This is a genomic window from Scytonema sp. NUACC21, assembly GCF_054684315.1.
Genome location: NZ_BAAFZH010000086.1, coordinates 69,159 through 92,392 on the forward strand (window position 1 = coordinate 69,159; position 23,234 = coordinate 92,392).

At 39.9% G+C, this 23,234-nt stretch carries 22 protein-coding genes and 4 pseudogenes; 9 read left to right on the forward strand and 17 right to left on the reverse strand.

Going from position 1 to position 23,234, the window contains the following annotated elements; all coding sequences use genetic code 11:
* Positions 1-31: 31 nt before the first annotated feature.
* A pseudogene (locus ACYRY3_RS21370) lies at positions 32-328 on the reverse strand (M24 family metallopeptidase); the annotation flags it as partial.
* Positions 329-454: 126 nt separating this feature from the next.
* Between ACYRY3_RS21370 and ACYRY3_RS21375 the strand changes: the two are divergent.
* Positions 455-643 carry a ribbon-helix-helix domain-containing protein gene (locus tag ACYRY3_RS21375; protein WP_460203639.1) on the forward strand — a complete coding sequence of 63 codons (189 nt, stop codon included), beginning with the start codon at positions 455-457 and terminating at the stop codon, positions 641-643.
* A 91-nt stretch (positions 644-734) separates the two neighbouring features.
* Positions 735-1,337: a hypothetical protein gene (locus ACYRY3_RS21380; protein ID WP_460203641.1), complete on the forward strand. Its 603-nt coding sequence runs from the start codon at positions 735-737 to the stop codon at positions 1,335-1,337.
* Positions 1,338-1,568: 231 nt separating this feature from the next.
* Here the strand turns inward: ACYRY3_RS21380 and ACYRY3_RS21385 are convergent, their stop codons facing one another.
* From ACYRY3_RS21385 to ACYRY3_RS21395, 3 genes and pseudogenes are all read right to left on the reverse strand, one after another.
* A complete protein-coding gene (locus tag ACYRY3_RS21385) occupies positions 1,569-1,820 on the reverse strand; it encodes a hypothetical protein (protein WP_460203642.1) in 252 nt (83 codons plus the stop codon).
* A 136-nt stretch (positions 1,821-1,956) separates the two neighbouring features.
* Complete coding sequence (gene cutA, locus ACYRY3_RS21390) at positions 1,957-2,304, reverse strand: divalent-cation tolerance protein CutA (protein WP_460203644.1); 348 nt, start codon at positions 2,302-2,304, stop codon at positions 1,957-1,959.
* Between the two features lie 141 nt (positions 2,305-2,445).
* Positions 2,446-2,637 (reverse strand): annotated as a pseudogene (locus ACYRY3_RS21395) (transposase); the annotation flags it as partial.
* Here ACYRY3_RS21395 and ACYRY3_RS21400 point away from each other — a divergent pair.
* Complete coding sequence (locus ACYRY3_RS21400) at positions 2,637-3,128, forward strand: phosphopantetheine-binding protein (RefSeq protein ID WP_460203645.1); 492 nt, start codon at positions 2,637-2,639, stop codon at positions 3,126-3,128. The pseudogene ACYRY3_RS21395 and the gene ACYRY3_RS21400 sit on opposite strands and share 1 nt — an antisense overlap.
* Positions 3,129-3,636: 508 nt before the next feature.
* On the opposite strand, the gene ACYRY3_RS21405 is transcribed toward ACYRY3_RS21400, so the two are convergent.
* The 8 genes and pseudogenes from ACYRY3_RS21405 to ACYRY3_RS21440 form a co-directional block, all read right to left on the reverse strand.
* Positions 3,637-3,792 (reverse strand): hypothetical protein, encoded by a 156-nt coding sequence (locus tag ACYRY3_RS21405; protein WP_460203646.1) that lies wholly within the window; start codon positions 3,790-3,792, stop codon positions 3,637-3,639.
* A gap of 62 nt (positions 3,793-3,854) precedes the next feature.
* Complete coding sequence (locus ACYRY3_RS21410; protein ID WP_460203648.1) at positions 3,855-4,094, reverse strand: peptidoglycan-binding domain-containing protein; 240 nt, start codon at positions 4,092-4,094, stop codon at positions 3,855-3,857.
* 274 nt (positions 4,095-4,368) lie between these two features.
* Positions 4,369-4,906, reverse strand: a pseudogene (locus ACYRY3_RS21415) (universal stress protein).
* A gap of 231 nt (positions 4,907-5,137) precedes the next feature.
* Positions 5,138-5,992 carry a DUF4231 domain-containing protein gene (locus ACYRY3_RS21420; protein WP_460203649.1) on the reverse strand — a complete coding sequence of 285 codons (855 nt, stop codon included), beginning with the start codon at positions 5,990-5,992 and terminating at the stop codon, positions 5,138-5,140.
* Positions 5,993-6,397: 405 nt separating this feature from the next.
* The gene (locus ACYRY3_RS21425; RefSeq protein WP_460203650.1) at positions 6,398-7,243 is read right to left on the reverse strand and encodes a class I SAM-dependent methyltransferase; all 846 of its coding nucleotides are present in this window, start codon (positions 7,241-7,243) and stop codon (positions 6,398-6,400) included.
* A 346-nt stretch (positions 7,244-7,589) separates the two neighbouring features.
* Positions 7,590-8,105, reverse strand: coding sequence for a hypothetical protein (locus ACYRY3_RS21430; RefSeq protein ID WP_460203651.1), 516 nt, complete (start codon positions 8,103-8,105; stop codon positions 7,590-7,592).
* Positions 8,106-8,247: 142 nt separating this feature from the next.
* Entirely contained in the window at positions 8,248-8,631 is a 384-nt protein-coding gene (locus ACYRY3_RS21435) for a hypothetical protein (protein WP_460203652.1), read from the reverse strand.
* 21 nt (positions 8,632-8,652) lie between these two features.
* Positions 8,653-11,190, reverse strand: coding sequence for an alpha/beta hydrolase (locus ACYRY3_RS21440; RefSeq protein ID WP_460203653.1), 2,538 nt, complete (start codon positions 11,188-11,190; stop codon positions 8,653-8,655).
* Positions 11,191-12,030: 840 nt separating this feature from the next.
* On the opposite strand from ACYRY3_RS21440, the gene ACYRY3_RS21445 reads away from it, so the two are divergent.
* Complete coding sequence (locus tag ACYRY3_RS21445) at positions 12,031-12,984, forward strand: lipase family protein (protein ID WP_460203654.1); 954 nt, start codon at positions 12,031-12,033, stop codon at positions 12,982-12,984.
* A gap of 65 nt (positions 12,985-13,049) precedes the next feature.
* Positions 13,050-14,690: a peroxidase family protein gene (locus ACYRY3_RS21450; protein ID WP_460203655.1), complete on the forward strand. Its 1,641-nt coding sequence runs from the start codon at positions 13,050-13,052 to the stop codon at positions 14,688-14,690.
* Positions 14,691-14,892: 202 nt separating this feature from the next.
* On the opposite strand, the gene arsH is transcribed toward ACYRY3_RS21450, so the two are convergent.
* From arsH to ACYRY3_RS21470, 4 genes and pseudogenes are all read right to left on the reverse strand, one after another.
* Positions 14,893-15,540: an arsenical resistance protein ArsH gene (gene arsH, locus ACYRY3_RS21455; protein ID WP_460203656.1), complete on the reverse strand. Its 648-nt coding sequence runs from the start codon at positions 15,538-15,540 to the stop codon at positions 14,893-14,895.
* Between the two features lie 60 nt (positions 15,541-15,600).
* Positions 15,601-16,059, reverse strand: coding sequence for a phosphatase domain-containing putative toxin (locus ACYRY3_RS21460; protein WP_460203657.1), 459 nt, complete (start codon positions 16,057-16,059; stop codon positions 15,601-15,603).
* Between the two features lie 12 nt (positions 16,060-16,071).
* Positions 16,072-16,470 (reverse strand): arsenate reductase, glutathione/glutaredoxin type, encoded by a 399-nt coding sequence (arsC, locus tag ACYRY3_RS21465; protein ID WP_460203658.1) that lies wholly within the window; start codon positions 16,468-16,470, stop codon positions 16,072-16,074.
* Positions 16,471-16,528: 58 nt separating this feature from the next.
* Positions 16,529-17,230, reverse strand: a pseudogene (locus tag ACYRY3_RS21470) (arsenic resistance protein); the annotation flags it as partial.
* Positions 17,231-17,405: 175 nt separating this feature from the next.
* Between ACYRY3_RS21470 and ACYRY3_RS21475 the strand changes: the two are divergent.
* Positions 17,406-17,567 (forward strand): hypothetical protein, encoded by a 162-nt coding sequence (locus tag ACYRY3_RS21475; RefSeq protein ID WP_460203659.1) that lies wholly within the window; start codon positions 17,406-17,408, stop codon positions 17,565-17,567.
* Here the strand turns inward: ACYRY3_RS21475 and ACYRY3_RS21480 are convergent.
* The gene (locus ACYRY3_RS21480) at positions 17,535-18,086 is read right to left on the reverse strand and encodes a hypothetical protein (protein ID WP_460203660.1); all 552 of its coding nucleotides are present in this window, start codon (positions 18,084-18,086) and stop codon (positions 17,535-17,537) included. The genes ACYRY3_RS21475 and ACYRY3_RS21480 overlap by 33 nt on opposite strands.
* 688 nt (positions 18,087-18,774) lie before the next feature.
* Here ACYRY3_RS21480 and ACYRY3_RS21485 point away from each other — a divergent pair.
* The 3 genes from ACYRY3_RS21485 (at position 18,775) to ACYRY3_RS21495 (ending at position 23,204) form a co-directional block, all read left to right on the forward strand.
* Positions 18,775-19,335 carry a helix-turn-helix domain-containing protein gene (locus ACYRY3_RS21485; RefSeq protein ID WP_460203661.1) on the forward strand — a complete coding sequence of 187 codons (561 nt, stop codon included), beginning with the start codon at positions 18,775-18,777 and terminating at the stop codon, positions 19,333-19,335.
* 27 nt (positions 19,336-19,362) lie between these two features.
* A complete protein-coding gene (locus tag ACYRY3_RS21490) occupies positions 19,363-20,127 on the forward strand; it encodes a foldase protein PrsA (protein ID WP_460203662.1) in 765 nt (254 codons plus the stop codon).
* 440 nt (positions 20,128-20,567) lie between these two features.
* The gene (locus ACYRY3_RS21495) at positions 20,568-23,204 is read left to right on the forward strand and encodes an AAA family ATPase (protein WP_460203663.1); all 2,637 of its coding nucleotides are present in this window, start codon (positions 20,568-20,570) and stop codon (positions 23,202-23,204) included.
* Positions 23,205-23,234 lie beyond the last annotated feature (30 nt).

Consider the following 23,234-nt stretch of genomic DNA (forward strand, 5'->3'; position numbering starts at 1 on the left):
CTGCAAGGCAGGAGTGTGGGAGTATGTCACAACTGGGGATGCCATGTACGGCTTCATGATTTATCGAAGCGCAGATAGAGCCAGGAAAACTGTGGTATCCCTTAAAACTGGGTGTTGCACCCATTTCCCGGATGTGTTTCTCTGCGTAAGCATCTAAGTCAGCCGTCGTCATCCCTGGTTTGACTATTTGAGAAATCTGCTTGAGCACGGTTGTAACAATCGCAGATGCTTGACGCATGATTTCAATTTCACGTTGGGACTTGATGCTAATACCACGAGTTTGCCGTTGAGCAGCTGGCTGGGTGAAGAGGGTGTTAAGGATGTTCATAACTGAGAGGTAAAATTTCACTCCGGATGCTAATGTAGCATAGCATAGCATAGCTAATGGTAAGGCAATAGAAGCTATAGTAAGCTGCTACAATAAGTACTATCTAAGCAATACAAAGAATTTAAGATGGGCGGCAAAACTTTATTGTCTGGTGTAACAACCTACATTTCCCCGGAATTAAAAGCAGAACTGGAGGCGTGGGCACAAGAGGAGGAACGCTCTATTTCTTGGCTGCTTGCCAAATTGATTGAAAATAAACTTCAGGAACGACGACAAAAAATGTCACCAGCAAAGATTGCTAGCAACCAGGATTAGCTACCTCAAGTAGGATACACGTAGCTGACTAAACTTCAAACCGCTCGTTGTCAGATTAATAGAAATTGAAATCGGGCAAAACTAGCAAGCTATGCCATATAGTCAATTTACTATCGAACAAATCAAAAATAATTTTGGGATAGTTATATCTGAGCAATTTGGAATTTTTGCTGATATACCAGAGATAAATTACAGTGATTTTCTTGCCCAATCTCTTAAAGAGTATTTACCTCTAGCATTAGCGATCGATACTGAAAAAGCACGTTCGGAACTGATTGTCATGCCTATTTTAGTAGAGATTAAAAGACAACTAGCATCACAAATAAGTATATTTTCTGGCAAAGATTTTACGGTAGATGTTACAAAGGGATTAAGTGGATTTTGTGATTTCTTAATTAGCCTGTCTTCAGAGCAAATTGTTATCGAAGCACCAGTTGTAACTCTAGTGGAAGCCAAAAATGATAATATCCAGTCTGGGTTAGCACAATGCATGGCAGAAATGATAGCTGCCCAAATCTTTAATGAAGCTAAAGGAAATCAAATTAGTACGATTTATGGTGTAGTAACAACTGGAACGAACTGGAGATTTTTGCGTTTGAAGGGGAAAACTATAGAGATAGATTTTAATGAATACTTTATCAGTCAGGTAGGGAAAATATTGGGAATTTTGAAAAGTACAGTAGTTCCTCTTTGAACATTAACGCAACTGCTTACACACAGACTCTCATTGTTTATACTTGCCCCTATTTGCTTCTTGACCTTGACCAAGTTGACCTGTATACAGAGTTGTAGACGCTGTATACAGAAGGGAGATGGTGAGGTAGTTCGTATCAACGGCTTACGCGTGTGCTTACTTCACCAATTAGCCCGTCTACAACTGTAGACATCAAGCAGCCCTTATTCGCAAGCTAGGGGAAGTAGTTCATTAACTATCGGGTGTCAAAATCTTGGTTATGACTTTTTCTTTTAGCTCCAATTTATTTTGTTGAATTGCATCTAGCTCTTTTTGTAATTCAGGTAAATGCTTTTTTATCTCCCTTAAGACTGTAGTATCGGTTTCTCCTTGGTTTACTACTGTATCTGCTTGTGCCAGTTTTACAGTATATTCTGCGATTTTACTATCAGAGTCTACGATTGTGAGAATTGCCAAGAAGTTAGCCAACTCTGTTAACTGCATATTTCACTCCCTGTATCAGAATGTAAGGAAATTAAATTAAGTACCTAGTTTTTCAAACATCTTCTAAGAATGCAAGGACAGTTAAGACACTTAAGACACTTAAGAAATAATTAATAAAAAATTTAACATTGCGCGTTCAATTGTTAAATCCTTGTGTTTTGGATAAACCTACTTGCTCGGAAATCCATTGAAGATAGGGTAGGGAACCAGCAACGACAGGTAATGCAATGATTTCTGGAACTTCGTAGGAGTGCAGTTCGCGAATTTTTGCTTCCAGAGTAGGAAATTGTCTTAAATCAGTTTTAATGAGCAATTGCCATTCTTGCTCCTTGTACTTTTGTCCCTGCCAAGTGTAAATGGAGTGGATTGGCAAGATACTTACACAAGCAGCAAGTTTACTTTCCACAAGGGCATTTGCTATTGTTTCTGCTTCCTCTACTGAAGAAGCTGTTACCAAAACGACACCGTAGTTAGCTGAAGTCATAACCAACCACAAAAAATAGTGTGAGTAGGAAGATTGTCATTTGTCATTTGTCATTTGTCATTTATCGTTTAGTAATAACCGATGACCCATGACGGATGACCAATAACTAATGACTAATGACCGATGACCAATGACCAATGACTATACCGTAGTAGGCGACAGGGAATAAACTTGACCATCAATTAGCAGCCGAGTGATTCCCTTGGCATGCAGGTGATAGCGAGCTTTGTGTAACATTCTACTATCGGGGATTTTGATAATGCGATCGCGTTTGGTTGAGAAACGCTTAGCCACACGGTGATTATCAAACACTGGTAGAGTTCGTTGTCCAGTTGCAAACATATTTAGCACAAAAGTTACCTGAGTACATGGTGCCATCTGCTTTTGTAGTACTGGAGTTCTTACCTCTGACAGCTCGTGGCAAAGTGGATCGCCGCGCCTTAAAAGCAGCTGTTCCAATCAAGCCAGAATTAGCTGGAGGTTATGTCCCGCCTCGGACTCCCGTGGAAAAAGTATTGGTGACAATTTTTGCAGAGGTTCTGGGACTCAAGCGCGTGGGAATTCATGACAATTTCTTTGAGTTAGGGGGTCATTCCTTACTTGCAACTCAGCTTGTCTCCAGAGTCCGCGACGCCTTGCAAGTGGAGTTACCTCTGCGTAGCGTGTTTGAGGCGCGGACAATTGCAGAATTATCTAAGGTGGTAGAAAGCTTTAAAGAAAGCAATGCTCAAAACCAAGCCCCAGCTTTAGTACCTCTGTCCCGTGAGGGTCGGCGGATTAAGTTGTCTTCTTTAAGTAAAGAGCAAGGGATTTCCAAGCAATAAATTATCCATCTTGTGGGACTATCTTGTGGTCCGGGCGTCTCGCCCGTTACTTATTTAGGGTAATACCATTTCACGAAAAGCATGATACAAATCGCTAGTGTAGAAACGCGCTGTTTGAAGCGTTTGGACAGAATTTAAATGTATCAAGATTAAAGTGAAATGGTATAAGCGCAAAAGTAATCGTACTGATGTTGATTACATAACAGGATGGTAAATAGTGTAACAAGACCGTAACTGATGCGGGTACTCTCAATTGGTTGCGATCTCACCATCACTATAATAATCTTGTTGAAAGTGCGATCGCTTATTCATTAATTGCGAATAAATAATATCTTTTTTCAACCAAAATCTAGAGTTAGATTTTACTTTCAATTGCATCATCTGGTGGTGGATGTCGTCCACTTTCTCTATCTGCTGCACGTTTCGTAGTTTCGTAGGGTGGGCACTGCCCACCGCCTCGTGAGAAGGTGCAAGATGTCAATAGAAATATTTTTTTCCACTGAATTGACTACCATTCATATTCATATAAATATTCCTTAATTTGATGAAAAACTTCAATGTAGTTTAGGGCAATCGCACCTGCGTCAGGAGTAGAAGATTCCGCACAGTCATTAACAATACCGATCCCCAATACTCCGTCACGCGATCGCCAATCCAATCCCATAATAGAGATTGATATAACAAATAATTAAATTTTACAGTTGTAAATTATGTTAACTTCAGGAACTAGGAAACAAAAGCTTCCCAAGTTTTAGCTCCCACGATTCCATCGACTTTTAAACTTGCGCTTTGTTGGAATTGGCGGACAACAGAATCTGTTAGATCGCCAAACACCCCATCCACCCGAAGCTGGAGATTCGGATTTGTGCTTGTTCCAAAGCCTTTAATTCGCAGGAAAGTCTGTAAAAGAGCAACGGTAGAACCACTGTCTCCTTTTCGCAGAATAGGTAAACTAGAATCAGCCATAATCAGTCAATCCTCAATCACCTCGTTCATACTTAATTATTTCAGTTTTAAGAACAGATATCCTTAAAGTTATAATTTGTAAACTTTCTGATGCCATGTTTGCAATCATGTAGAGCGTCGATATAGTAGTCAAGCAGGGGAGCACAAATACATTTTCTCTCTGCTGTAATCCTTGATTTTTCGTGAATGTAGAGACGCTTCAAACAGCACGTCTCTACAAAAAATTGGGTTTTTTATGATTTCTGTACTGATGCTCTAGAAAATTAGCAAAGTGTTAGATAGATGGCGTGACTTCTGCCCGTGTGACTTCAGTGTTACTTGCACTTACAGGATGCTGTACAGTCAAGACCGAACAAGAGGCATGGTGCAGGACGTAATTGCTGACACTACCTAACAACAACTCGGACAAACCAGAGCGACCCCTACGCCCTATGACAATTAAGTCAAATCTGCCATCACTGGCAAATTCACAGATAGTGCTCCCAGGGCTACCAGGTTTTTGAGTAAATTCAGAACTGACACCAGCCACCGTTGCTTCCTCTACGAGCGATCGCAACATCTCTATTCCCCGATTAACAAACTCTTCCCACTGCTTGCGCTGTATGTTCAAAATTTCGGTGCTCATCCCCAGCCCTACATAGTAGTCAGGGCTGGACAGTGAAAGAAGTATTTGGGCTTCCCTCTTCTTCTGGCGATAATACGTGCAACAACGTCAGGTTAGCTCGTAAAGCCTTCGCTAAGGCAATTGCTTCCTCAAAGACACTCCTACTGCTGGTAGATGTATCTAATGCAACCAGTATTTTGTCAAACATACGAGTTTACCTCCAAACTGTTTTGCTTGAGCTTTTAGCTACTTGTGACGAGTGCGTTTGCATTTTTGGCGATAGCTTCGCTCCTGCCCTCTGGGCAGATCGCTTTCACTTTTGTTTATAAGAAAACAATTTGAGGAACTCGTGAGGTATAGCATCGAGTTGAGAAAATTCTGAATAACCGGGGAATAGTAGATTTAACACTTAAATTGAGATGCTATCTTGATACCAGTGTCAGCTTGATTTACTCTGTTCCTGGTTAGACTCGCTAGATTGAACTGGTTCAGCCTTCTCCTGGCTAGACGAGCTCTTACTCAATTCTTGTACTTGCTTAAGATGAATATTATTCACTTGAATAATATAGTTTTCTATTGCCTGTCTTGCCTTTTGTTGACGTTGAGTTTCATCGTCGATATCGTAGCTACGATAAGGTTCAGTTACTCCCAAGATAAATTTCTCTTGTTCAGCTTCTAATAACTCAACGGTAGTGTTAGCAGCCACCGAATTTTCTTGAAAAGGAAAGGAGGTCACGATACTGGCGACTATGGAGGCGACAGCTGGGAAGATGACCGGGAGCCACTTGAACCATGAAATACCCACATCCAATTTGTCTACCAAGACTAAAATCGGTGTAATTCCTGAGAAAATAACAGTTGCTAATTGTAAAGTATAGTAAATATTCCTCGAACTGGAGCGAATTTTTTTATAATCGTCAATCAACTCTTGGGAATACTGTAAAGCCTTTTCTCTCGCAGGCGTTAACAGATTGTTTGTTGAAGAATTCTTATTAGCCGATAAAGAATTATACAGTTCAGCTTTCTTCGTGATATCGGAATTGTTAGAATTGTTCGCCAACTGTCTATTGGTTAAAAACAGAAAAACCCAAATAGAAAAAAAAGCAGCTACATAAATTCCGGCAACTTGAAGGTCTGGCAAGGTCTTGGTAATGACGATTGCACAGACACTAGCTGCTAAAAATAAATACTCAATTATCTTCAACGTCAACAACACACTTGGGCTTGCTCCGTTAGAGACATTTTCAACAGGTTTGGAAATCTCAATCTGGTCTTTTTGAGCGGAAATAGTCATGGCGTGGTAGTCACAGTAATGTTTGATTCAAAAAATGAACCTTACTACAAGGCGTAAATTGTTGTCCAAATTATGCTTTGCCTTAATTATCTCACGCCATCACTAATTTTATACTAGCTATAATTAAAGCTTTATTTTCAGTAATTTTACTTATTAAAATATTATGGGAGTCGGTAGACCCTTATTTTACCCACAAAAGATCTATGGTGCCCAGGTCAGTACAGGGGAAATGAATGAGTTCATCTGAACTGAACCAGCCACCCTCCTTTTTACCTACTGCCTAAATCATCACCCGATCGCAGACAATTTATCCCATTGCTTTGTTTATGGTAGAGTAAGAGCGATCGCTTGCCCGAGGTTCTGGAGAAACAGCCCGTTCGCGATGCCCAATTTTTGATGTAAACTTTATTTCACAGCCTTCATCTGCTGAAATGGATAAAGAAAAATGCTTTCTTGAGTGTATTTAAGAAAATTCAATTCTTGTGCCATTTCTTCTAATAAATCGAGTGTAACTTGTTTCTGAGCCATTAAGTCTGGAGATGCACTAAGTAAAGCTTCAAGAAACCAATCTATCAAATTTGCCCGTTGAACAGGCTCTTTGATTCTGTCATCTAAAACAATAGATACATGATTAAGCAAAATTTCAGAAAAGTTTACTTTTGATGCTAGATTACAGAGTTTTAATCCTATATTCGTATCACCCTTGAAATTGTTTTGTTGGCGATTAAAAATTTCCCAATAACTCTGTAGAGCTTGACAGGTTGGATAGACATATAAACCCGTATTAAACGCCTCTGTACAATAAAGACTACTCCCCGAGCGCATTACCCTTTTTAATTCTTTAAGGATGTTGATTGGATGATTTGCGTGTTCTAAAACAAAGCAGATTAATGCACCATCAAATGACTCATCATGGAAAGGAAGTTCTTCACCATAACTAACATAGAGCGATACCTGTCCTGCGTCGATATAAGGTTTGAGCAATTCACGAGCACGAGCGATCTGCACTGCGGAAATATCAACTCCAGTAATTTTTAAATGTGGCCAACGATTTAATAGTTGTTGTATTTGCGCTCCTACTCCACAACCTACTTCAATGATATGATAACAATCAGAAAAATCAACGTATCTATATATATATGATGCCAAAAAATTGCTTTGTCTTATAAGGCGATCTTGTTCATTAGCACTATAACCGTGAATATATGGATTTCTGTTGTCATTTTTAATTAATGTTGCAATTGTAGACATAATGCTTATATGTATTTGCTTTAGGTTTTTAAAAGTTTACTCAATTCGAGTGTTTGGATTCCACTCGATGTGTTGGACTCCAGACCAATTTGTCAAAATCATCAAATTGGTTGCTGATTTAAATTTAAAGCGTCTATTCAATTGCGTCAGTATGAAAAAGTCTGGAGCTAATAACTAATAATTCTGTTCCATCCCGTGTAAATTGGTTAGTAAAAGTCTGAAAAAGTTTGATTAAGCCATATAAATGTACACATCAATATACCAATGTTAGCTTGATTAACTCTGCTCCTGGTTGGACTTGCCAGAGTTTAACTAAGAGAAGAAAAATTTACAGTGCTACTAAAAACTAAAACGATTGAAGTGCATATTCCTTCAATCTCTCCCATCCCAACCTTTGAGCAGCGGAAAGGGATATGGTCTTTCCATTACGAAATAATACGTATTCAAATCCGTTTTTATCTGAATTAACATCCGCAATGATTTCATTTCTTAGATCGCTTCCCCAAGCTTTGAGAGATTGCTCCCAAAAGATTTCACAAGGACTTTTAAAGTTAGGATTATTTAAGTACGCATCTTTCCAGTAACGGGAATCCCATCGCTCTCGTATTGCTTGAATTATGCAAGGGTTAGGGTAAAAAGGTCTGGAGTTTTCTTCTAACCAATACCAATACGCAATTGTGGCACGTAGAGCATCCTCAAAACCATCAATACAATTAAGGAGTGCTTCTTGAACGTCCTCTTGAGAAAAATCCACACCAATATATGCCAAAGCGTACTTATACTTACTGAAAATTTCGTCTTTGGCTTCCAGTTCATCAGCATCAAATTGATAAGCTAGATGGAATGACTTTAGGCAGAGCATTTACACATAAGCAGGCATAGCTATCTGTAATTATACAGCTTTTGGGACACGCTTGCTTTTATTTACAACGTGTCCCCCGAAAGTGCATATTCTGGTTGAAGCCCAGCCCTAGACTCTAAGTCGATATGAATTCTAGCGTAACTTATTGGTTTCGGTTATAACGAAATTGAGATTCTTGAAGCTGCTCATTAGGAGCCTTAGTCCAACTTAGAGAGATAGGTGCTCCAACTTCAAGTCTATTGGGTTCAAAAGCCCAAAATCTATAAAGGTTCTCGCCAATCTGTTCGCTTTCAGTTAAAACTACATTCCCAACGTGTAATACTGGGCTAAGAGCACGAATAGGGATAGGACTGGTTGTTCTAATTTGGAACTCCATTGCCTCAGTTTTGGCTTCAAGAGATGACCTAAAATTCCTTAATTGACGTGGTTCAAAGGAAACATTCCGTGTTTGTACTTCAACAATTTCAGGTAAATTCCACGAAGGGCGTGAATCTGGAGGAAGTGGTTGAGAGACATCAATAGACATCTTTAAATCTCCATCAGTTAATTAAATTATTTGTAAATCATCAAACGCGATCGCACGTTCATCGTTTCGATTGCATCGGATAAGAATGGCACGGATGCTATCTATCTTAAACTCTTTAGCCTTGAAGCAGGGTACTTTGAAACGCAATGTGTTAAGCATGGTCTTAATGTTACCCGGATCGCGAGCATAGGGTCTTGGTAGACCACCTATATCATCCGAATCAACCCACGCTTGAACACCATTGCTATCTTCCAGTCCAAGTTCAAAACCAGTTGAGCCTGGAGCAACTGAAAATCCATTAGTAACCTCAGCTGCCCGAATCCAAATTTCATTTTTTGAGAGATTGGTAGCCTTCAACTCAGAACGGAAAACACGACCCGCCCTCCCTGGTTCCACGACCATACCGATACTAAGACCATAGAATGAACTGTTGAATGCACCCGCTACTCGATCGAAGGGATATTCATCCGCACTCATTCCGCTAAGCTGGGTTGTGGGTTGCCCTAAAGAGTTGATGTTAATTGTATTGCCATCCTCATGATTGTCTACCGTCAAAACCTTAGAGCGCTCATAGGAACGATAAACGTGTTGAGTTAATACTCCAGCTGGAAGTTGAGTTCCATCAAGATAGCCAGTTGTGGATTGCCCAAGTAATGTAGCCCGAAATAGAGCACATCCATAAGCTGTCAGGATACGTTCATGATCTGAGCGGGTGATAACAGCAGGTTGGGGCGAAGTCCAGAGGCTATCATCATCTAGCCACTGGCGATTAAAAAAGTTGTGATTCGTGAAATGGACATAGATCTGGGACTTAAACGGATCGGGAATAGCTCGATCGTAGAACTGAGCACCATTGTTGTCGGTAACATCGCCATCTCCCGCAGGCAGTATTGTCATAAATGCATAGCCTTTGGGTTGAATTGTTGATAGACCTGCCCAGTATCGGAAATTTGTTGGTGCGAGTGCGAGTACAGATTTGATAGTGACTTCTGGCAAATTTGCGATCGTTGGAATAGTGACAACTGCATCCCCTCCTCGTGAATGTCCCATTAACCCGAGGAGATTAAAGTTGATTCGTTTAAAGAAGACTGAAGTTGAGTCAGCGTTCAACTTCTGAAAGAAGATAATGTTGTCAATGATTAAATCAGCACGATCTTCTATATTCTGAACTCCACCACCAACCCCATTCAGGGCATTACAGTCCACTGAAACAGCAATGATGCCCATCTTTGCTAGATCGGTTTGAAAGTAGTCATATCCTAGATAGCTTGGATCGTTGGGGGAATGATTACCGTGTGCCATAAAGACGATGGGCACTCGACCTAATGATGCCAGCCGCTTATTAAATGGTTGTTCTTTACCATCATCTTCCGCCGGGTAATAAACACTGCCTTTGATGCCACCGTCTTGATATTCACTAAACCCTACTGGAAAGAGGTTGAGGTTTGAGGGGTTGCTCGCGACTGGAGGGTCTACGCATAGAACTTTGACCTCAAGTGCTAGACTACCTTTACACTTGTTTAAATCCTGAACGACGATTAGGGTATCTCCTAACGCCACTTTTTTTGTCAGCATAACAATTGGCCCGCCGCTTGCACCCACCAGTTCACCGTTCAGATAAACCTTAATGGTCGCATCTGGAACAAATTGAGTTAGTGTAATGCTGTTATCACCTGCTTGAATCGGTCCTATCTCAGGAGCAGGCAAACTGGAACAGGGTTGAACTACACCACTTCCAGGAGGACTGTCAGGGCTTCCGAGGCACATGCTCTGAATGGCAACAAAGCTCTCACCGGTCATAAAAGGGCTGAATCCATCAATTTTTAAAGCATCGCCCCAACAGAGCCAAGTTCCTTGATTGATGCCATTGCGATAAATAGTAACTTTCGCCCCATTAACAACATTTTTGACAATCAAAACTGTTCCACTCTCAAAAATGGGGTCAAAAGTTAGAGTTGGTAATGGATTAGGAGGTTTGCTTGTCACATATTCAACGGAAGCAGGACTTGGATCTTTGCACAATTCAAACCAAGCCCTTACTTTTTGACCTAATCCGTAGGCAGGACTAACATTTACTCCCTGATGAGCGTTACAGCCATTGACTCTCCCGACTTCGATTTGATCTGCAGTAATCCAGACATTGCCGCCCGTCAGAAGATTAGAAACTCCTGTGCGTACTCCACATTCAAACACCGGAGCAGGATTAATTTCTGGTCGGGGAGGACCTGCGGGGTAGTCCTTGGTGTGGTCTTTTACAATCGCTTCTACTGACCAATCACTAAGAGCGATGGCTGTTTTTTGTCGTGCACGTACTTTTTGACCAACAATGAGGGCATTTGGTATAGGTACAGTTACTCCTTCTGGCCACGGCGATCCACCATTGGCAGAAGCGAGGATAACTCCATCAACTTCGATTTCTATATCAGCATTTAGTTGATATGAGATAACCGTTACAGCTAGCGCACACTGATAAAGAGGTTGTGTAACTATTGGAGGAGAAAGAAACTGGCGATTATCAGGTAATTCCAATCGTTCCCTGTTTAAAATTTGTGTTTTCATGGATTTTTCTATTAACCCTAGTGCTATTCGGAAACATAATGCTACGGCTAAGACCTTTCTTGACAATCCTGCTAGGCAGCACATACTTGTGCTTTCCGCATCAACAGGGTTGAACGCACCACCAACTGAACTTGCGTTGTATTTGGAGAATATGAGCGCTATATAGTCTTACAACTAGATTACGTTCCCAGGTACACTGGCGCTCAAGGGAGAATCGTAGAAACTTTTATCTACGGGGCAATCAAATAAAATCTTGCACCAATATACATAAGTCCATTGTGCAAAACTTACTCTAGAGCTTGATAGTACCCCCTGGTGTACTCTTTGCTAAGCAGTAAGTACGCAAGTGGCGAAGAGCTACCTACCCCCAGAAGGAGTAGGCTTCCGCCTTCAATTCCCGTGATGTTAATGAGTTCAATTGTACTGTAGGATTGCTTTACCGTTGTAGCACCACTTTACCGAGCGTGTGATGTGGTTTTGAAATTGTAGCCTGGGGGTTGACTGCACTTACCTCATGAGGCTTATCATAATGGATCTAAGAAATGGATATAAAAACTTATAAAATATACTTTTCCTACTTTTCCTGCTTTTTGTACTTTAGATAAAGTTAATATTCATAAATAACAACTACTTTTCCTAAAATTCCTAGTTTTTACAAAAATATACCATTCTCTTTAAGAAACATAAATGTAGTTAAGCCTTGTACTTTGCAAAAATAGGTGTTATAAAAAATGAAAAGTTTGGAAAAATTGTTTTTCATATTATGAACAGGAAATATTCACGTTCAAGTTTCAGAATTCTCAATCGTTAATTGCTGACATATCTGTTAGGTGTTGTGCCGTGAATAATATTTCATTTTCGTCATTTAATCACCAGGCATCAGGATACGATCCCAATAATGCCTATCTACTAGCTCAGTTATCTCTGGCAACTTATAGAAGAGGAAAAGTCGAAAAACTGGGAGGTAGGGATGAAAACAACGATGAATGGCGGGAGAGAGTTAAGCAAGAAGCTTCCTCTTGGGGATTCAGCAGCGATCGCGTTTACTGCTTTAACCATAAAGGTTCACAAGCAATTCTGCTAGTAGATGAACAGAAAATCATTCTTGCCTTTCGCGGAAGCGAAGAAAAGTCCGATTGGCAGATAAACATGAATCGACTTAAAGACAAAGATTTCAGCAAAAATTACAAAATCTGCCTTCATACTGGTTTTTGTGACTATTTAAATAGTATTTGGAAACCCTATAACGATCCTAAAGGAAGGGTAGAAGCTAAAGGCATTCAAGCTATCCTCCAAGAGGAAATGGAACAAGCTCCTAAATCTTTGTGGATTACGGGACATAGTTTAGGCGGTGCTGTTGCAGTCTTAGCCGCTGCAGTCTGTACCTTGGGCAATTCACCTATCAAAGTCAGTGGAGTTTATACCTACGGACAACCTAGAGTTGGGGATTTAAGGTTTGCAAAGCTTTATAACTCCCAACTCAAATCTAAGACCTTTCGGTTTGTCAATAATAATGATGTAGTGACTAAAATTCCGACTTGGGCTCCTGTTTTCTTCTTTTACCATGTCGGACAAATTAAATATTTAACCCAAGATGGCGAAATCTTAGATTTTGAAAAGCTCAGCTGGTGGCAAAGATGGCGCTCCATCTTTATTGACATAGCAAAAGATTTACGCGAACAAGGGTTAAATAGCATCACGGATCATTCCATGTCCACAGGCTATATTCCGCCACTGCGTAGAGTAGTGTCTGAACAAGGCAACCTTACCCCGGTTACTACCACATCTAAGTAACCAGAATCAAGCATTTTTCAGAGAAATAACAAGTAATTTCGTTAAAGCAAGAGAGATAAAAAACTATGGCAGCTAAAAGAGATACATCTAGAGACGGGTTGAGAAACAAACTAGAGACATTGGCTTTAACTGGCTTTAAACCGATTTGGAACTTTATTCAAAGCAACGAATCTTTGAGGAAAAAAGTCAACAAAACTCTCATTAACAATGCTATCTATAAAATTCCTACTCGTCCCTATCCTTTTAGTACAATGACTCCCTACACCTCTTGGGAGTCATTAATAGATAGAGGTTACTCAGGACTTCATTTACCACCTGTTGATTGGAAACCTTTAACCAATAAAAACTACATAGGAGTTAATTTAAGCCCAACCGAGGAGTTTGAAAAAAATCTTCCTCCTATTGAAGATTTGAAAGTTTTGTATCAGCAAACTGGAGAAACTAAATACTCTCAAAAATCTACCCTAATTTTTCCCTATTTTGTCCAATGGTTTACTGACAGTTTCTTACGAACCGATAGGCTCGATCCCCGTAAAAATACCTCAAACCACCACATTGATTTGTGTAACGTTTATGGTTTGAATCCAAAAATTACTCACATGCTGAGGTCTCATAAAGGAGGAAAGTTAAAAAGCCAATTTATCAATGGTGAAGAATATCCTCCTTTTTACTATGATGAGAATGGACAGCCTAAGGAAGAGTTTAAAGATCTGCCCCATCAAGTAACCAAAGATAACAAGATCAAATCAGATTATTTCCCCGCAGAGAAAAGGCAAAAATTATTTGCTATGGGGGTAGAACTAGAACGAGCCAATGTGCAAATTGGCTATGTCATGCTTAATGTACTTTGCTTAAGAGAACATAATCGAGTCTGCGATCTCCTGGCAAAGAGTTATCCAAATTGGGATGATGAGCGTCTCTTTCAAACAGCCAGAAATGTTGTAATGGTTGAGATGCTGAAAATAGTGCTAGAAGATTATATCAACCACATTACTCCCTATCACTTTCAATTTTTCACCGATCCCCTGGCATTTACCGATGAAAAATGGTACCGCATGAACTGGATGTCGGTAGAATTTACCCTAGTCTACCGCTGGCATAGCATGCTGCCCGATACTCTAATTCATAACGGGCAAAAAATGCCTATGAGGGACTCAATGTGGAATAATGACATGATTATTAACAAGGGCTTGGGAGCTATATTTGAAGAAAGTTGTGCCCAACCCGCAGCCCAACTTAGTTTATTCAATACCCCTGAGTTTCTACTTGAAACAGAGTTGGCTAGTATTCGTTTAGGTCGTGAAGCAAAATTAAGAACCTATAACGATTATCGCGAGATGTGTAAATATCCACGAGTCACCGATTTCGCTCAGATAAGTGGTGATATCAAGGTTCAAGAAACATTGAAGCGATTGTATAAGAAAGTAGACAATATTGAGTTATATGTAGGGCTGTATGCAGAAGATTTGCGTCCAAATTCAGCCTTACCTCCTTTAGTCGGACGCCTGATAGGAATTGATGCCTTTTCTCAAGCTTTCACAAATCCTTTGCTAGCAGAAAGTGTCTTCAATCCAGAAACTTTTTCACCAGTAGGTTGGGAAGAGATCCAGAGAACCACGACTCTCTCCGAACTTTTGCATCGCAATGTTCCTGCTGGTAAGCAGTACAACGTTTCTTTCTATAATGAGGGTTGGAAACAATCTTAATTAGATCGCTAGAGCATCGATTCAGTCATCCCACAAACCCGGTTTCTTTGCCTACTCCTTGGACGCTCTAAAATTACCGATTTTTGTAGATTTTTGTAGGGTGGGCACTGCCCACCAGCAGCTAACGTGCGGCATAGCCCTACCTACGTCTACTTACGTCTATGTCTTGAGGTAATCTTCACAGTAGAAAGGGAGTCGTGAGCTACTCAAGAGCCTTCTGAGCAAGTGTCATTGCCTCTTTAGCAGCTTTTTCCTTACGCTCACTATAGCGATCTGTCAAGTAATCAACTTTGTCACGCAACAGCAAGGTAAACTTATAAAGCTCTTCCATCACATCAACAACGCGATCGCGATAAGGTGAATCCTTCATCGTCCCGTCTTCGTTAAATTCTTGGTAAGCTTTTGCAACACTCGACTGATTCGGAATTGTAAACATTCGCATCCAACGTCCTAAAATCCGCATGGTGTTGACGGCGTTAAAAGACTGAGAACCCCCACTCACTTGCATAACTGCTAAAGTTCTACCTTGAGTTGGTCTGACTGCTCCTATACTTAGAGGAATCCAGTCAATTTGGTTTTTCATGATGCCAGTTATATTACCGTGCATCTCAGGAGACGACCACACTTGACCCTCAGACCACTGGCTCAATTCTCGCAATTCCTGCACTTTGGCATGGGTATCCGGTACACTATTGTAAATAGGTAATTCCCGAGGGTCAAAAAATCGAACTTCTGCACCAAATTCCTGAATAATACGAGCGGCTTCTTCTGCTAAGAGGCGACTGTAGGAACGCTCTCGCAAAGAGCCATACAAAAATAAAATCCTAGGGGGGTGCTCGAAATTCGTCATATTTGAAAAAAATGATTTAACTACAAGGGTTTTAGCAACGAGACCTTACAAAACTGCGATTTATCTTGCTGCTAAGTCTCGCAAAAAGTTAGTTTGGGCTTCTCGCAGTTCGACCTCAGGATTTGCCATCAGGATTGTCTGGATCGCATCCTCGTAAGACGAACCGCCAGAGATTAAGTAGGACGCCAACATCGTTCCCGTCCGGCGTCTTCCACTAGAACAATGGACTGCAACAGCATTACCAAGGCGGTTTTGGTCGTCAACAAAGTTTTGTAATTCCTGAATCTGTTCCCGAGTTGGTGCGTTCCCTCCCTTAGTTGGCAACCAGAGGTGAGGGATGCTTGCTTGCTCGTACAAATCCAGGTTGGAGGGGTCATCCATAACGGAGACAATAGCACCAATGCCCTTCGCCTGTAGTTCGAGGATTTCCCCTCCTATGGGCTTACGAACACCTGCCAGTTTGCCGGGAATCACCCACCACAGGCTTTCTACAATTTGCTGCATTGATTGCTTCTCCATTAGTTTGAACTTTTATTTATCTCCAAAATTATTAATCAGGCGAATCACTCGCTCTTTAACCTCATCGCGCACTCTAGGAAAGATTTCCGGTTCTTCGGCTGGATCGTCTAACTGCCAGTCCTCAAACACCTCACGACTTAACCACTCTGGTGGCAGACTTACACCGCAGCCACAGAGGGAAATCACAATATCGAAATCCTCCGGCTTAAAATCGGCGAGTGCCTTTGAAGTCTGATGGCTGATATCAATGCCAACCCCTTGCATGGCAGCGATCGCACCTGGATTGACTTGACTTGCTTCCAATCCAGAGCTTGTCACATCAATCTTGCCCTTGCCAATTGTTGTAGCAAAACCTTCTGCCATTTGGGAACGTGCAGAATTCTTTTTACAAACAAACATCACACGTTTCATGGTCTTCCCTCTTTGCCTTGCTTAAAGTCAACAAATACTCGTCATAACTCGCTTTCGACTACTTAAAAGCAGTGGTACAACGAGGGTCTCGTAACGTTGCCTTTTCAGGTTCCCGTGGAAACCAAGCGGCGGTTCGCTTGCAAAATTCAACCAACATCAACATTACTGGCACTTCGATTAAAACACCTACTACTGTAGCTAACGCAGCTCCCGAATTTAAGCCAAAAAGCATCACGGCTGTAGCAATAGCAACTTCAAAATGGTTGCTAGCCCCAATTAATGCTGCGGGGGCTGCATCCTCATAAGATAGATTGAGTTTCAAAGCTGCAACATAAGAAATCAAGAAGATAAAGTTGGTTTGGATAAACAACGGCACTGCAATCAACAGAATGTGCAGTGGATTGTTAACTATTAATTCACCCTTAAAGGCAAATAGCAAAACTAAGGTGAGCAACAGAGCAGCGATCGCAACCGGATTGAGATACTTAAAAAATCGACCCTCAAACCACTGCCGTCCCTTATTCTTGAGAATCCAGTATCGGCTATACATTCCTGCTGCAAGTGGCAAACCAACATAAATCAGCACTGATAAGACTATAGTTTGCCACGGTACAGTCAAATCATTCGCTGCCAACAACCATCTTCCCAAAGGTGCATACAAAAACAGCATCGTCAGAGAATTTACCGCCACCATTACCAGAGTGTGACCCTGATTGCTGTAAGAGAGATAACCCCACATCAATGTAGCAAGGCAGGCAGCACCGCAGTCTTCTTCACTGTGTTGCAGTACACTTTGATATCGCATGATATTTTCTCATTAAGAGCAACAAAACCCCCCCAACCCCCCTGTAAAAGGGGGCTAACGTACAACCAAATTGGTTGAAACTGGATGATGGAGGGGAGGAAAGGAGATCGGGGCAAACGCCCCGATTGGAATGGGTGTTCAACTTGTCCGATGGACTGCTAAGCATTTGGCTACTGTAGCTTTCGCTGCGATCGCACAATGGACATTATTCAGCTTGACTCGTGTCTGGGCACAAATCTCTAAAACAGTTGCAGGAAGACTATACTTCTGTCCTAAAAATACCAGTCAGTGAGTTGTCTGGAAGACCAAATGCTTTGTGATTAGGATAAACCCCGTTCTTTTTTGGTCCACCTTTGGCCGTTATCTTTATCGGTGTACTCTTTTGATCGCCGTTTTCGTATATCAGCCATTCACCTCTTATGACTCTAATGGACGAAGTTCTGTTATTCCAACCGCTTCCGATGGCGGCGTTGTCAAGGTTGTCATCACCACCAAGCGCTTTTGCATTGATATGCAGTGTTGCTCCGGAAGTAAGAAGATTGGGGGAGTCATATAAAATTACATCTGGGTCATCACCTCCAAAGTAAATGTCCCTTTGAACTCCACCACTACAAGTAGCAGCAACCTCATCGTCAAGTTCGTGAAAGGCAGGGACCTCAAATTCGGCAGTTAGTTGTTCATGCTGATTGTTGTTCATCTTGTTTCTCCTTATTAGTGTGAATTGTTCAGTTATCGATTGCCAGTCATAACAATTGTTTGTCACTTCAGCAAACTCTTTGTTGTTTGGATTAACTGTTTCTTCACCAATCACACTTCAATCTTCCGATCTTAAATCAAGTATTTCAAGAGGTTTAAGCTTGTTATTTATGCATAAATACAGGAGTTATGTTCCGTTTTTTTGTTTTTAAGTACAAAAAACTGCTATACTTTCCAATTAAAGTGCATTGACACACTCTTACTTTTCTAGATTTTGTACTTTTAAACTGAGGGTACGTCTGATGGTAAATAATACCAATTCTCTAAAACTTGACTACACATCAAATACTCTGTAAGGGCTCTCGGTCGAGAGCCCCTACCTTAGGTATCTGTCGCTGAATTAAAGAGAAATGGTATAGCTCTGCTTTTGCCCTGTCAAAGCCATAACGTCTGAAAAGCCTTACTTCTGACCGTTCAGCTGTATAGTGTGAACTTTTGTAAAAAATTGTGGAATTGCAGCACTTTTGACTCTGATAAGTAGGTGGAGGTTCACAAGGAGTAGCCAGACAAAGTTATATCTTGTATTACAACAGAAGAATTGCTGTAGAAAAACTAGGTCAATACTTACTTGGGATGGTCGATTGATATAGTGAGCCAACAACTGAACCGGTATTGAACCAAAGATGAGCCATCAAGATAGTACTGCTTTGGCACTTTAGATCTATAACAAGTGGCTAAATTCCTTGACTTTTAATAAAAACTCGTTCCACTGTTCTACTGAAGTTCTGCAAGGAGAGACTGCTGTGGAAAACCAAACTTTTTACCTAACTTCTTTTCAGCGCAAGCTTTTGCTTAAAAGTCTAGAAGCAGATTTACGTCCGGAATACCGTCGTCGGATTGAAATTATGCTGCTTGCAGATGCAGGTCAATCTCAGACACAAATCTGTGAAGCTTTAGGATGCGCTCAAGAGACCGCACGGTACTGGATTACTATGGCGCAGACAGGTCAGGCTCACAATTGGGACGATCGCCCTATGGGACGACCCAAGGCAATTAACGAGCAATATCTTCAACGCCTGAAAGAACTGGCAAGCCACAGTCCTCGTGAGTATGGTTATCCATTTGAACGCTGGACAGCACAATGGTTAAGCAAGCACTTGGAAAAAGAATTGAGGCTAAAGATTAGCGCTTGTCACGTTAATCGCTTGCTTAAGCAGATGGGTCTTTCTACCCGACAACAACACAAAACTGCACAATTAGCTACTGACAGCATCAAGGATTCCGGTATTACTATTCGCGACCTGCACTCAAACTCCGAGCATAATTTCCTGCGATCGCTCAATTTCATGAAAACCAGCCATTAATTATAACTGTTAAACTTTCCGCCAGCCATGACTCAAAAATCATCCCCATTCACAATAACTAAACAAACTTTCCCTGTATACTTAGACGAAATTATTCATCAAATCAAACTTTCTTGCCAAATTCCTGCTGTTGTTGAGAGCATTCTCACTCGCAAGATTATTATCAGTACAGCCCAAGAAGCAGGTATAAAAGCCGAGCCGGAAGAACTTCAGCAGGCAGCAGATAACTTGCGATTAATAAGTCATCTTCAGAGTGCCGACGCTACTTGGGCGTGGCTACAACAACACAGCCTCTCTTTAGACAATTTTAAAGAGCTAGTTTACTACAATGTCATTTCTTCAAAGTTAACAGAATATTTATTTGCCGACAAAGTTGAACCGTTTTTCATTGAACATCAGTTAAATTATGCAAAAGTTGCTGCTTATGAAGTGGTTTTGGATGACAAAGATTTAGCGATGGAACTCTTTTATGCAATTCAAGAAGAAAAAATTAGTTTTTCTGAGGTTGCCCATAAATACATTCAGGATACCGAACTACGCCGTTGTGGAGGTTATAAAGGAATACTGAGCCCCACGGATTTAAAGCCAGAAATATCAGCCGCCGTATTTGCAGCCACTCCACCCCAGATTCTCAAACCAATTATTACCTCTCAAGGAGTACATTTGATTTTTGTTGAGGAAATTATTCAGCCAACATTAGACGAGATGCTGCGCTCAAAGATTCTTTCAGACTTGTTTTCTGAATGGCTTAAGGAGCAAGTCGAGCAATTAGAAGTTGAAGTTATTTTGTGAATACTCGCTTTCAGTATAAGATTCAAGAGCCATCATAAGCTGCGTATACCAAGATGCATAGAAATGGGCATTGCATTGGTTCTGCCCCAGTCATTGAGCTATTACAGGGTGAAGAGTGCAATATCATTTCACTTTAATCGCGATACATTTAAATTCTGTAGAGACGCGCCATGGCGCGTCTCTAAATTTGAGTAAGCTTACGGGATTTCAAGCTTTGCAATAAAAAGAAATATTTTTTACCCCCCTGCTTAACTACTGTATCAACGCTCTAAGTAATTATTCATGTGAAAAATTTTAAGTACTTTTAGGGAGTGACAATCTATTGAATCTATGCTGTACCAAGTAAAATTTCACAAATTTTTATCATCTCTAAAAAAACTTTTTTTGAGAATATGTTACTTTTATGAAATACATATTATAGATTTTAAAATTTCCAAGTCATGCGCCTCAAAACAATCTTTATCCGTTTTTACAAGTCTTTTAATGATGATTTTATAAGAAAAAATGATTCTAGGGTGAAACCAAAACGTTGGGAAAGGATAGATAATAAATTCTATCCTTATATTGAAGTTCCCATTGAACCTAACATTACGACTATTGTTGGTGCAAATGAATCCGGCAAATCCCATTTATTAAGTGCTATTGAGAAAGCTATATCTGGTGAGAATATTAAACGTAGCGATTTTTGTCGCTATTCCCATTTCTTTACTGTTAAACAGAATGAGTTGAAATATCCTGATTTTGGTTCAGAATGGTGCGATATCTCTAAAACTGAAATTGAAAAACTAAGAAAAATTACTTCAATTCCAGAACATATTAGTTTTGATAGCTTCTTAGTATTTCGTAATAATATTGACAAATTGACATTATATTTACCTGACAAAGGGGATTATGTTCAATATAAAATTCAAGGAAGCCAAATAGAAAAATTACAAGATATTTTACCTACAACGCTTAAGATTGAATCAGATATTGCTCTACCAGCCAGTGTACCAATTAAGAAATTAGTTCAAATAGCTCAAAAAGAAAATGATGGAAACACCAGAAAGTTTGAACTTTTAGATCGAGAACAACGAGCAAATATAATTGATGTGCTTGATAATTTTAGTAATAATCCAAAATTATTTACTAAAGTAAATTATTCTTTTGAACAGATAGATTCTAATGTAATTCGGACAATTGAATCTATTATTTCATCTCTTAATCAAGATAATTTAAGCAACAAAGAAAAGGAAAAGAAAGAGCAAGAATTCGAGTTAGCTTATAAGTTAATTTGTAAAATTGCTCAAGTAGACGTTGATGCTCTTATTGATTTATCTGAAGCTATTAAAAATGGAATGCAAGGATATGCTAATGGTATTATAGATAGAATCAATCGTCAATTATCTATTAATTTAAATTTTCCAAATTACTGGGTTCAAGATCGTAATTTCAGTTTGAAGGTTATGGCAAGAGACTACGATTTAGTATTTACTATAACTGATAGAACAGGAACTGAATATTCGTTTGATGAGAGAAGCGTTGGACTAAAGTATTTTCTGAGTTACTACATTCGTTATCGTTCGCATGAACCACATGAATATAAATCTGAAATTCTTTTGATGGATGAACCCGATGCTTATCTCTCCAGTCAGGCTCAGCAGGATTTACTTAAAGTATTTGATTTATTTGCTAGTCCGGAACCAGGCTCACATTTAAAACGTCCGATTCAGGTAGTTTACGTTACTCATTCTCCCTTTCTAATTGATAAAAATCATGCTGAGCGTATTCGTGTTTTAAAGAAAGGGAATGAAGATGAGGGGACAAGAGTAGTTAAAGATGCAGCTAAAAATCATTATGAACCTTTAAGGTCTTCGATTGGCGTCTATGTTGGTGAAACTGCTTTTATAGGCAATTGTAACTTAATGGTTGAAGGTATGGCAGATCAGATACTTATTGCTGGGGCAGCAACGTATCTTCGATCTTGTGGTACTTCCAATTTAGAAACATTAGATCTAAACCAAATTACTATTGTTCCTTCAGGTTCAGCTACTCAAATTCCTTACCTAGTTTATCTAGCCTGTGGGCGTGATGCAGAGCAGCCAGCAGTAATTGTTCTACTAGACAGTGATAGTAGTGGAAATGACGCTAAGAAACAACTGCTTGGTAAAGGTGGTCAACATAGAAGACCTTTACTCAAGGAAGAATTTATTCTTCAAATTGGTGATGTGAGAGAATCGCTGAGTTTAATAGCTGAAAATATAACAGAAAAGCTTGAGACAGAAGACTTGATACCTTTGCCGATTTGTATACAAGCCACCAAATTTTATTTACAGGAAATTTTGAAGATTGACGAGACGGACGTCAGCTTCTTAACAGAAGATTTAGTTTTAAGCAATCTTGATAATCAAACTATTTTTGATGCTCTTAAAAAAAGCCTTGAAGTAGCTGCTATACAAGATTTTAGTTTTGGAAAAGTTGGATTTGCTCGAAATGTTATTAGAACTGTGAATGAGTGGTCGCGTCAAAGACAGTTGCTTGAACCGAAACACGAGAAATCACTTGAGATTTTTGAATCGAATTTTAAAGCTTTATTTAGAAAACTCAACAATATGCAAAGACGAGCACAACAGAAGCTAACCAAAGAAAGATTATCACAAAAAATCGAGCGATTAAAGAAGAATTTTCTTTCACTTCATCCTATTTCAGCAAAACGTGAAGATGCTGTTATCTTTCTTGATGAAATAGAGAATATTTTGAATGACAATGTAGAAAATGAATCATTTGTAGAGATTGATGCAATTAAAAGTGCGATTCAAAATTTGCGTCGTGACTATAAACTAGATATAGAAATGAGTAAAACAATTGATGACTATATGGGATTTCAGATGGGAATAGAAAGAATTAAGTATGCAGGGATTTTAGCCACACAAGAAGATAGTTTTGAAGAAGAGCCAATCACTGAGTCAGATTCAAATGAAGAAGCTGTAGGTAGAAAATCATTTGAATTTGACCGGGACATCAATCCTGCTTCACAGAAAGAAACAACTGAAAATGCTCAGAATACCAGGAATCCTAGGAGAAAAAAATCCAACTGAACAATCCCTTAATTTTATGTAGTAGTTAAT

Coding starts and splice junctions, on each gene's coding strand:
- ACYRY3_RS21475 (WP_460203659.1), top strand. CDS start 17,406: ATGGGTGTTCAACTTGTCCGATGGACTGCTAAGCATTTGGCTACTGTA.
- cutA (WP_460203644.1), bottom strand. CDS start 2,304: ATGACTTCAGCTAACTACGGTGTCGTTTTGGTAACAGCTTCTTCAGTA.
- ACYRY3_RS21430 (WP_460203651.1), bottom strand. CDS start 8,105: ATGCTCTGCCTAAAGTCATTCCATCTAGCTTATCAATTTGATGCTGAT.
- ACYRY3_RS21410 (WP_460203648.1), bottom strand. CDS start 4,094: ATGGCTGATTCTAGTTTACCTATTCTGCGAAAAGGAGACAGTGGTTCT.
- ACYRY3_RS21490 (WP_460203662.1), top strand. CDS start 19,363: ATGACTCAAAAATCATCCCCATTCACAATAACTAAACAAACTTTCCCT.
- ACYRY3_RS21460 (WP_460203657.1), bottom strand. CDS start 16,059: ATGGAGAAGCAATCAATGCAGCAAATTGTAGAAAGCCTGTGGTGGGTG.
- ACYRY3_RS21405 (WP_460203646.1), bottom strand. CDS start 3,792: ATGGGATTGGATTGGCGATCGCGTGACGGAGTATTGGGGATCGGTATT.
- ACYRY3_RS21425 (WP_460203650.1), bottom strand. CDS start 7,243: ATGTCTACAATTGCAACATTAATTAAAAATGACAACAGAAATCCATAT.
- ACYRY3_RS21420 (WP_460203649.1), bottom strand. CDS start 5,992: ATGACTATTTCCGCTCAAAAAGACCAGATTGAGATTTCCAAACCTGTT.
- ACYRY3_RS21375 (WP_460203639.1), top strand. CDS start 455: ATGGGCGGCAAAACTTTATTGTCTGGTGTAACAACCTACATTTCCCCG.
- ACYRY3_RS21450 (WP_460203655.1), top strand. CDS start 13,050: ATGGCAGCTAAAAGAGATACATCTAGAGACGGGTTGAGAAACAAACTA.
- arsH (WP_460203656.1), bottom strand. CDS start 15,540: ATGACGAATTTCGAGCACCCCCCTAGGATTTTATTTTTGTATGGCTCT.
- ACYRY3_RS21495 (WP_460203663.1), top strand. CDS start 20,568: ATGCGCCTCAAAACAATCTTTATCCGTTTTTACAAGTCTTTTAATGAT.
- ACYRY3_RS21435 (WP_460203652.1), bottom strand. CDS start 8,631: ATGTCTATTGATGTCTCTCAACCACTTCCTCCAGATTCACGCCCTTCG.
- ACYRY3_RS21380 (WP_460203641.1), top strand. CDS start 735: ATGCCATATAGTCAATTTACTATCGAACAAATCAAAAATAATTTTGGG.
- ACYRY3_RS21440 (WP_460203653.1), bottom strand. CDS start 11,190: ATGAAAACACAAATTTTAAACAGGGAACGATTGGAATTACCTGATAAT.
- ACYRY3_RS21385 (WP_460203642.1), bottom strand. CDS start 1,820: ATGCAGTTAACAGAGTTGGCTAACTTCTTGGCAATTCTCACAATCGTA.
- arsC (WP_460203658.1), bottom strand. CDS start 16,470: ATGAAACGTGTGATGTTTGTTTGTAAAAAGAATTCTGCACGTTCCCAA.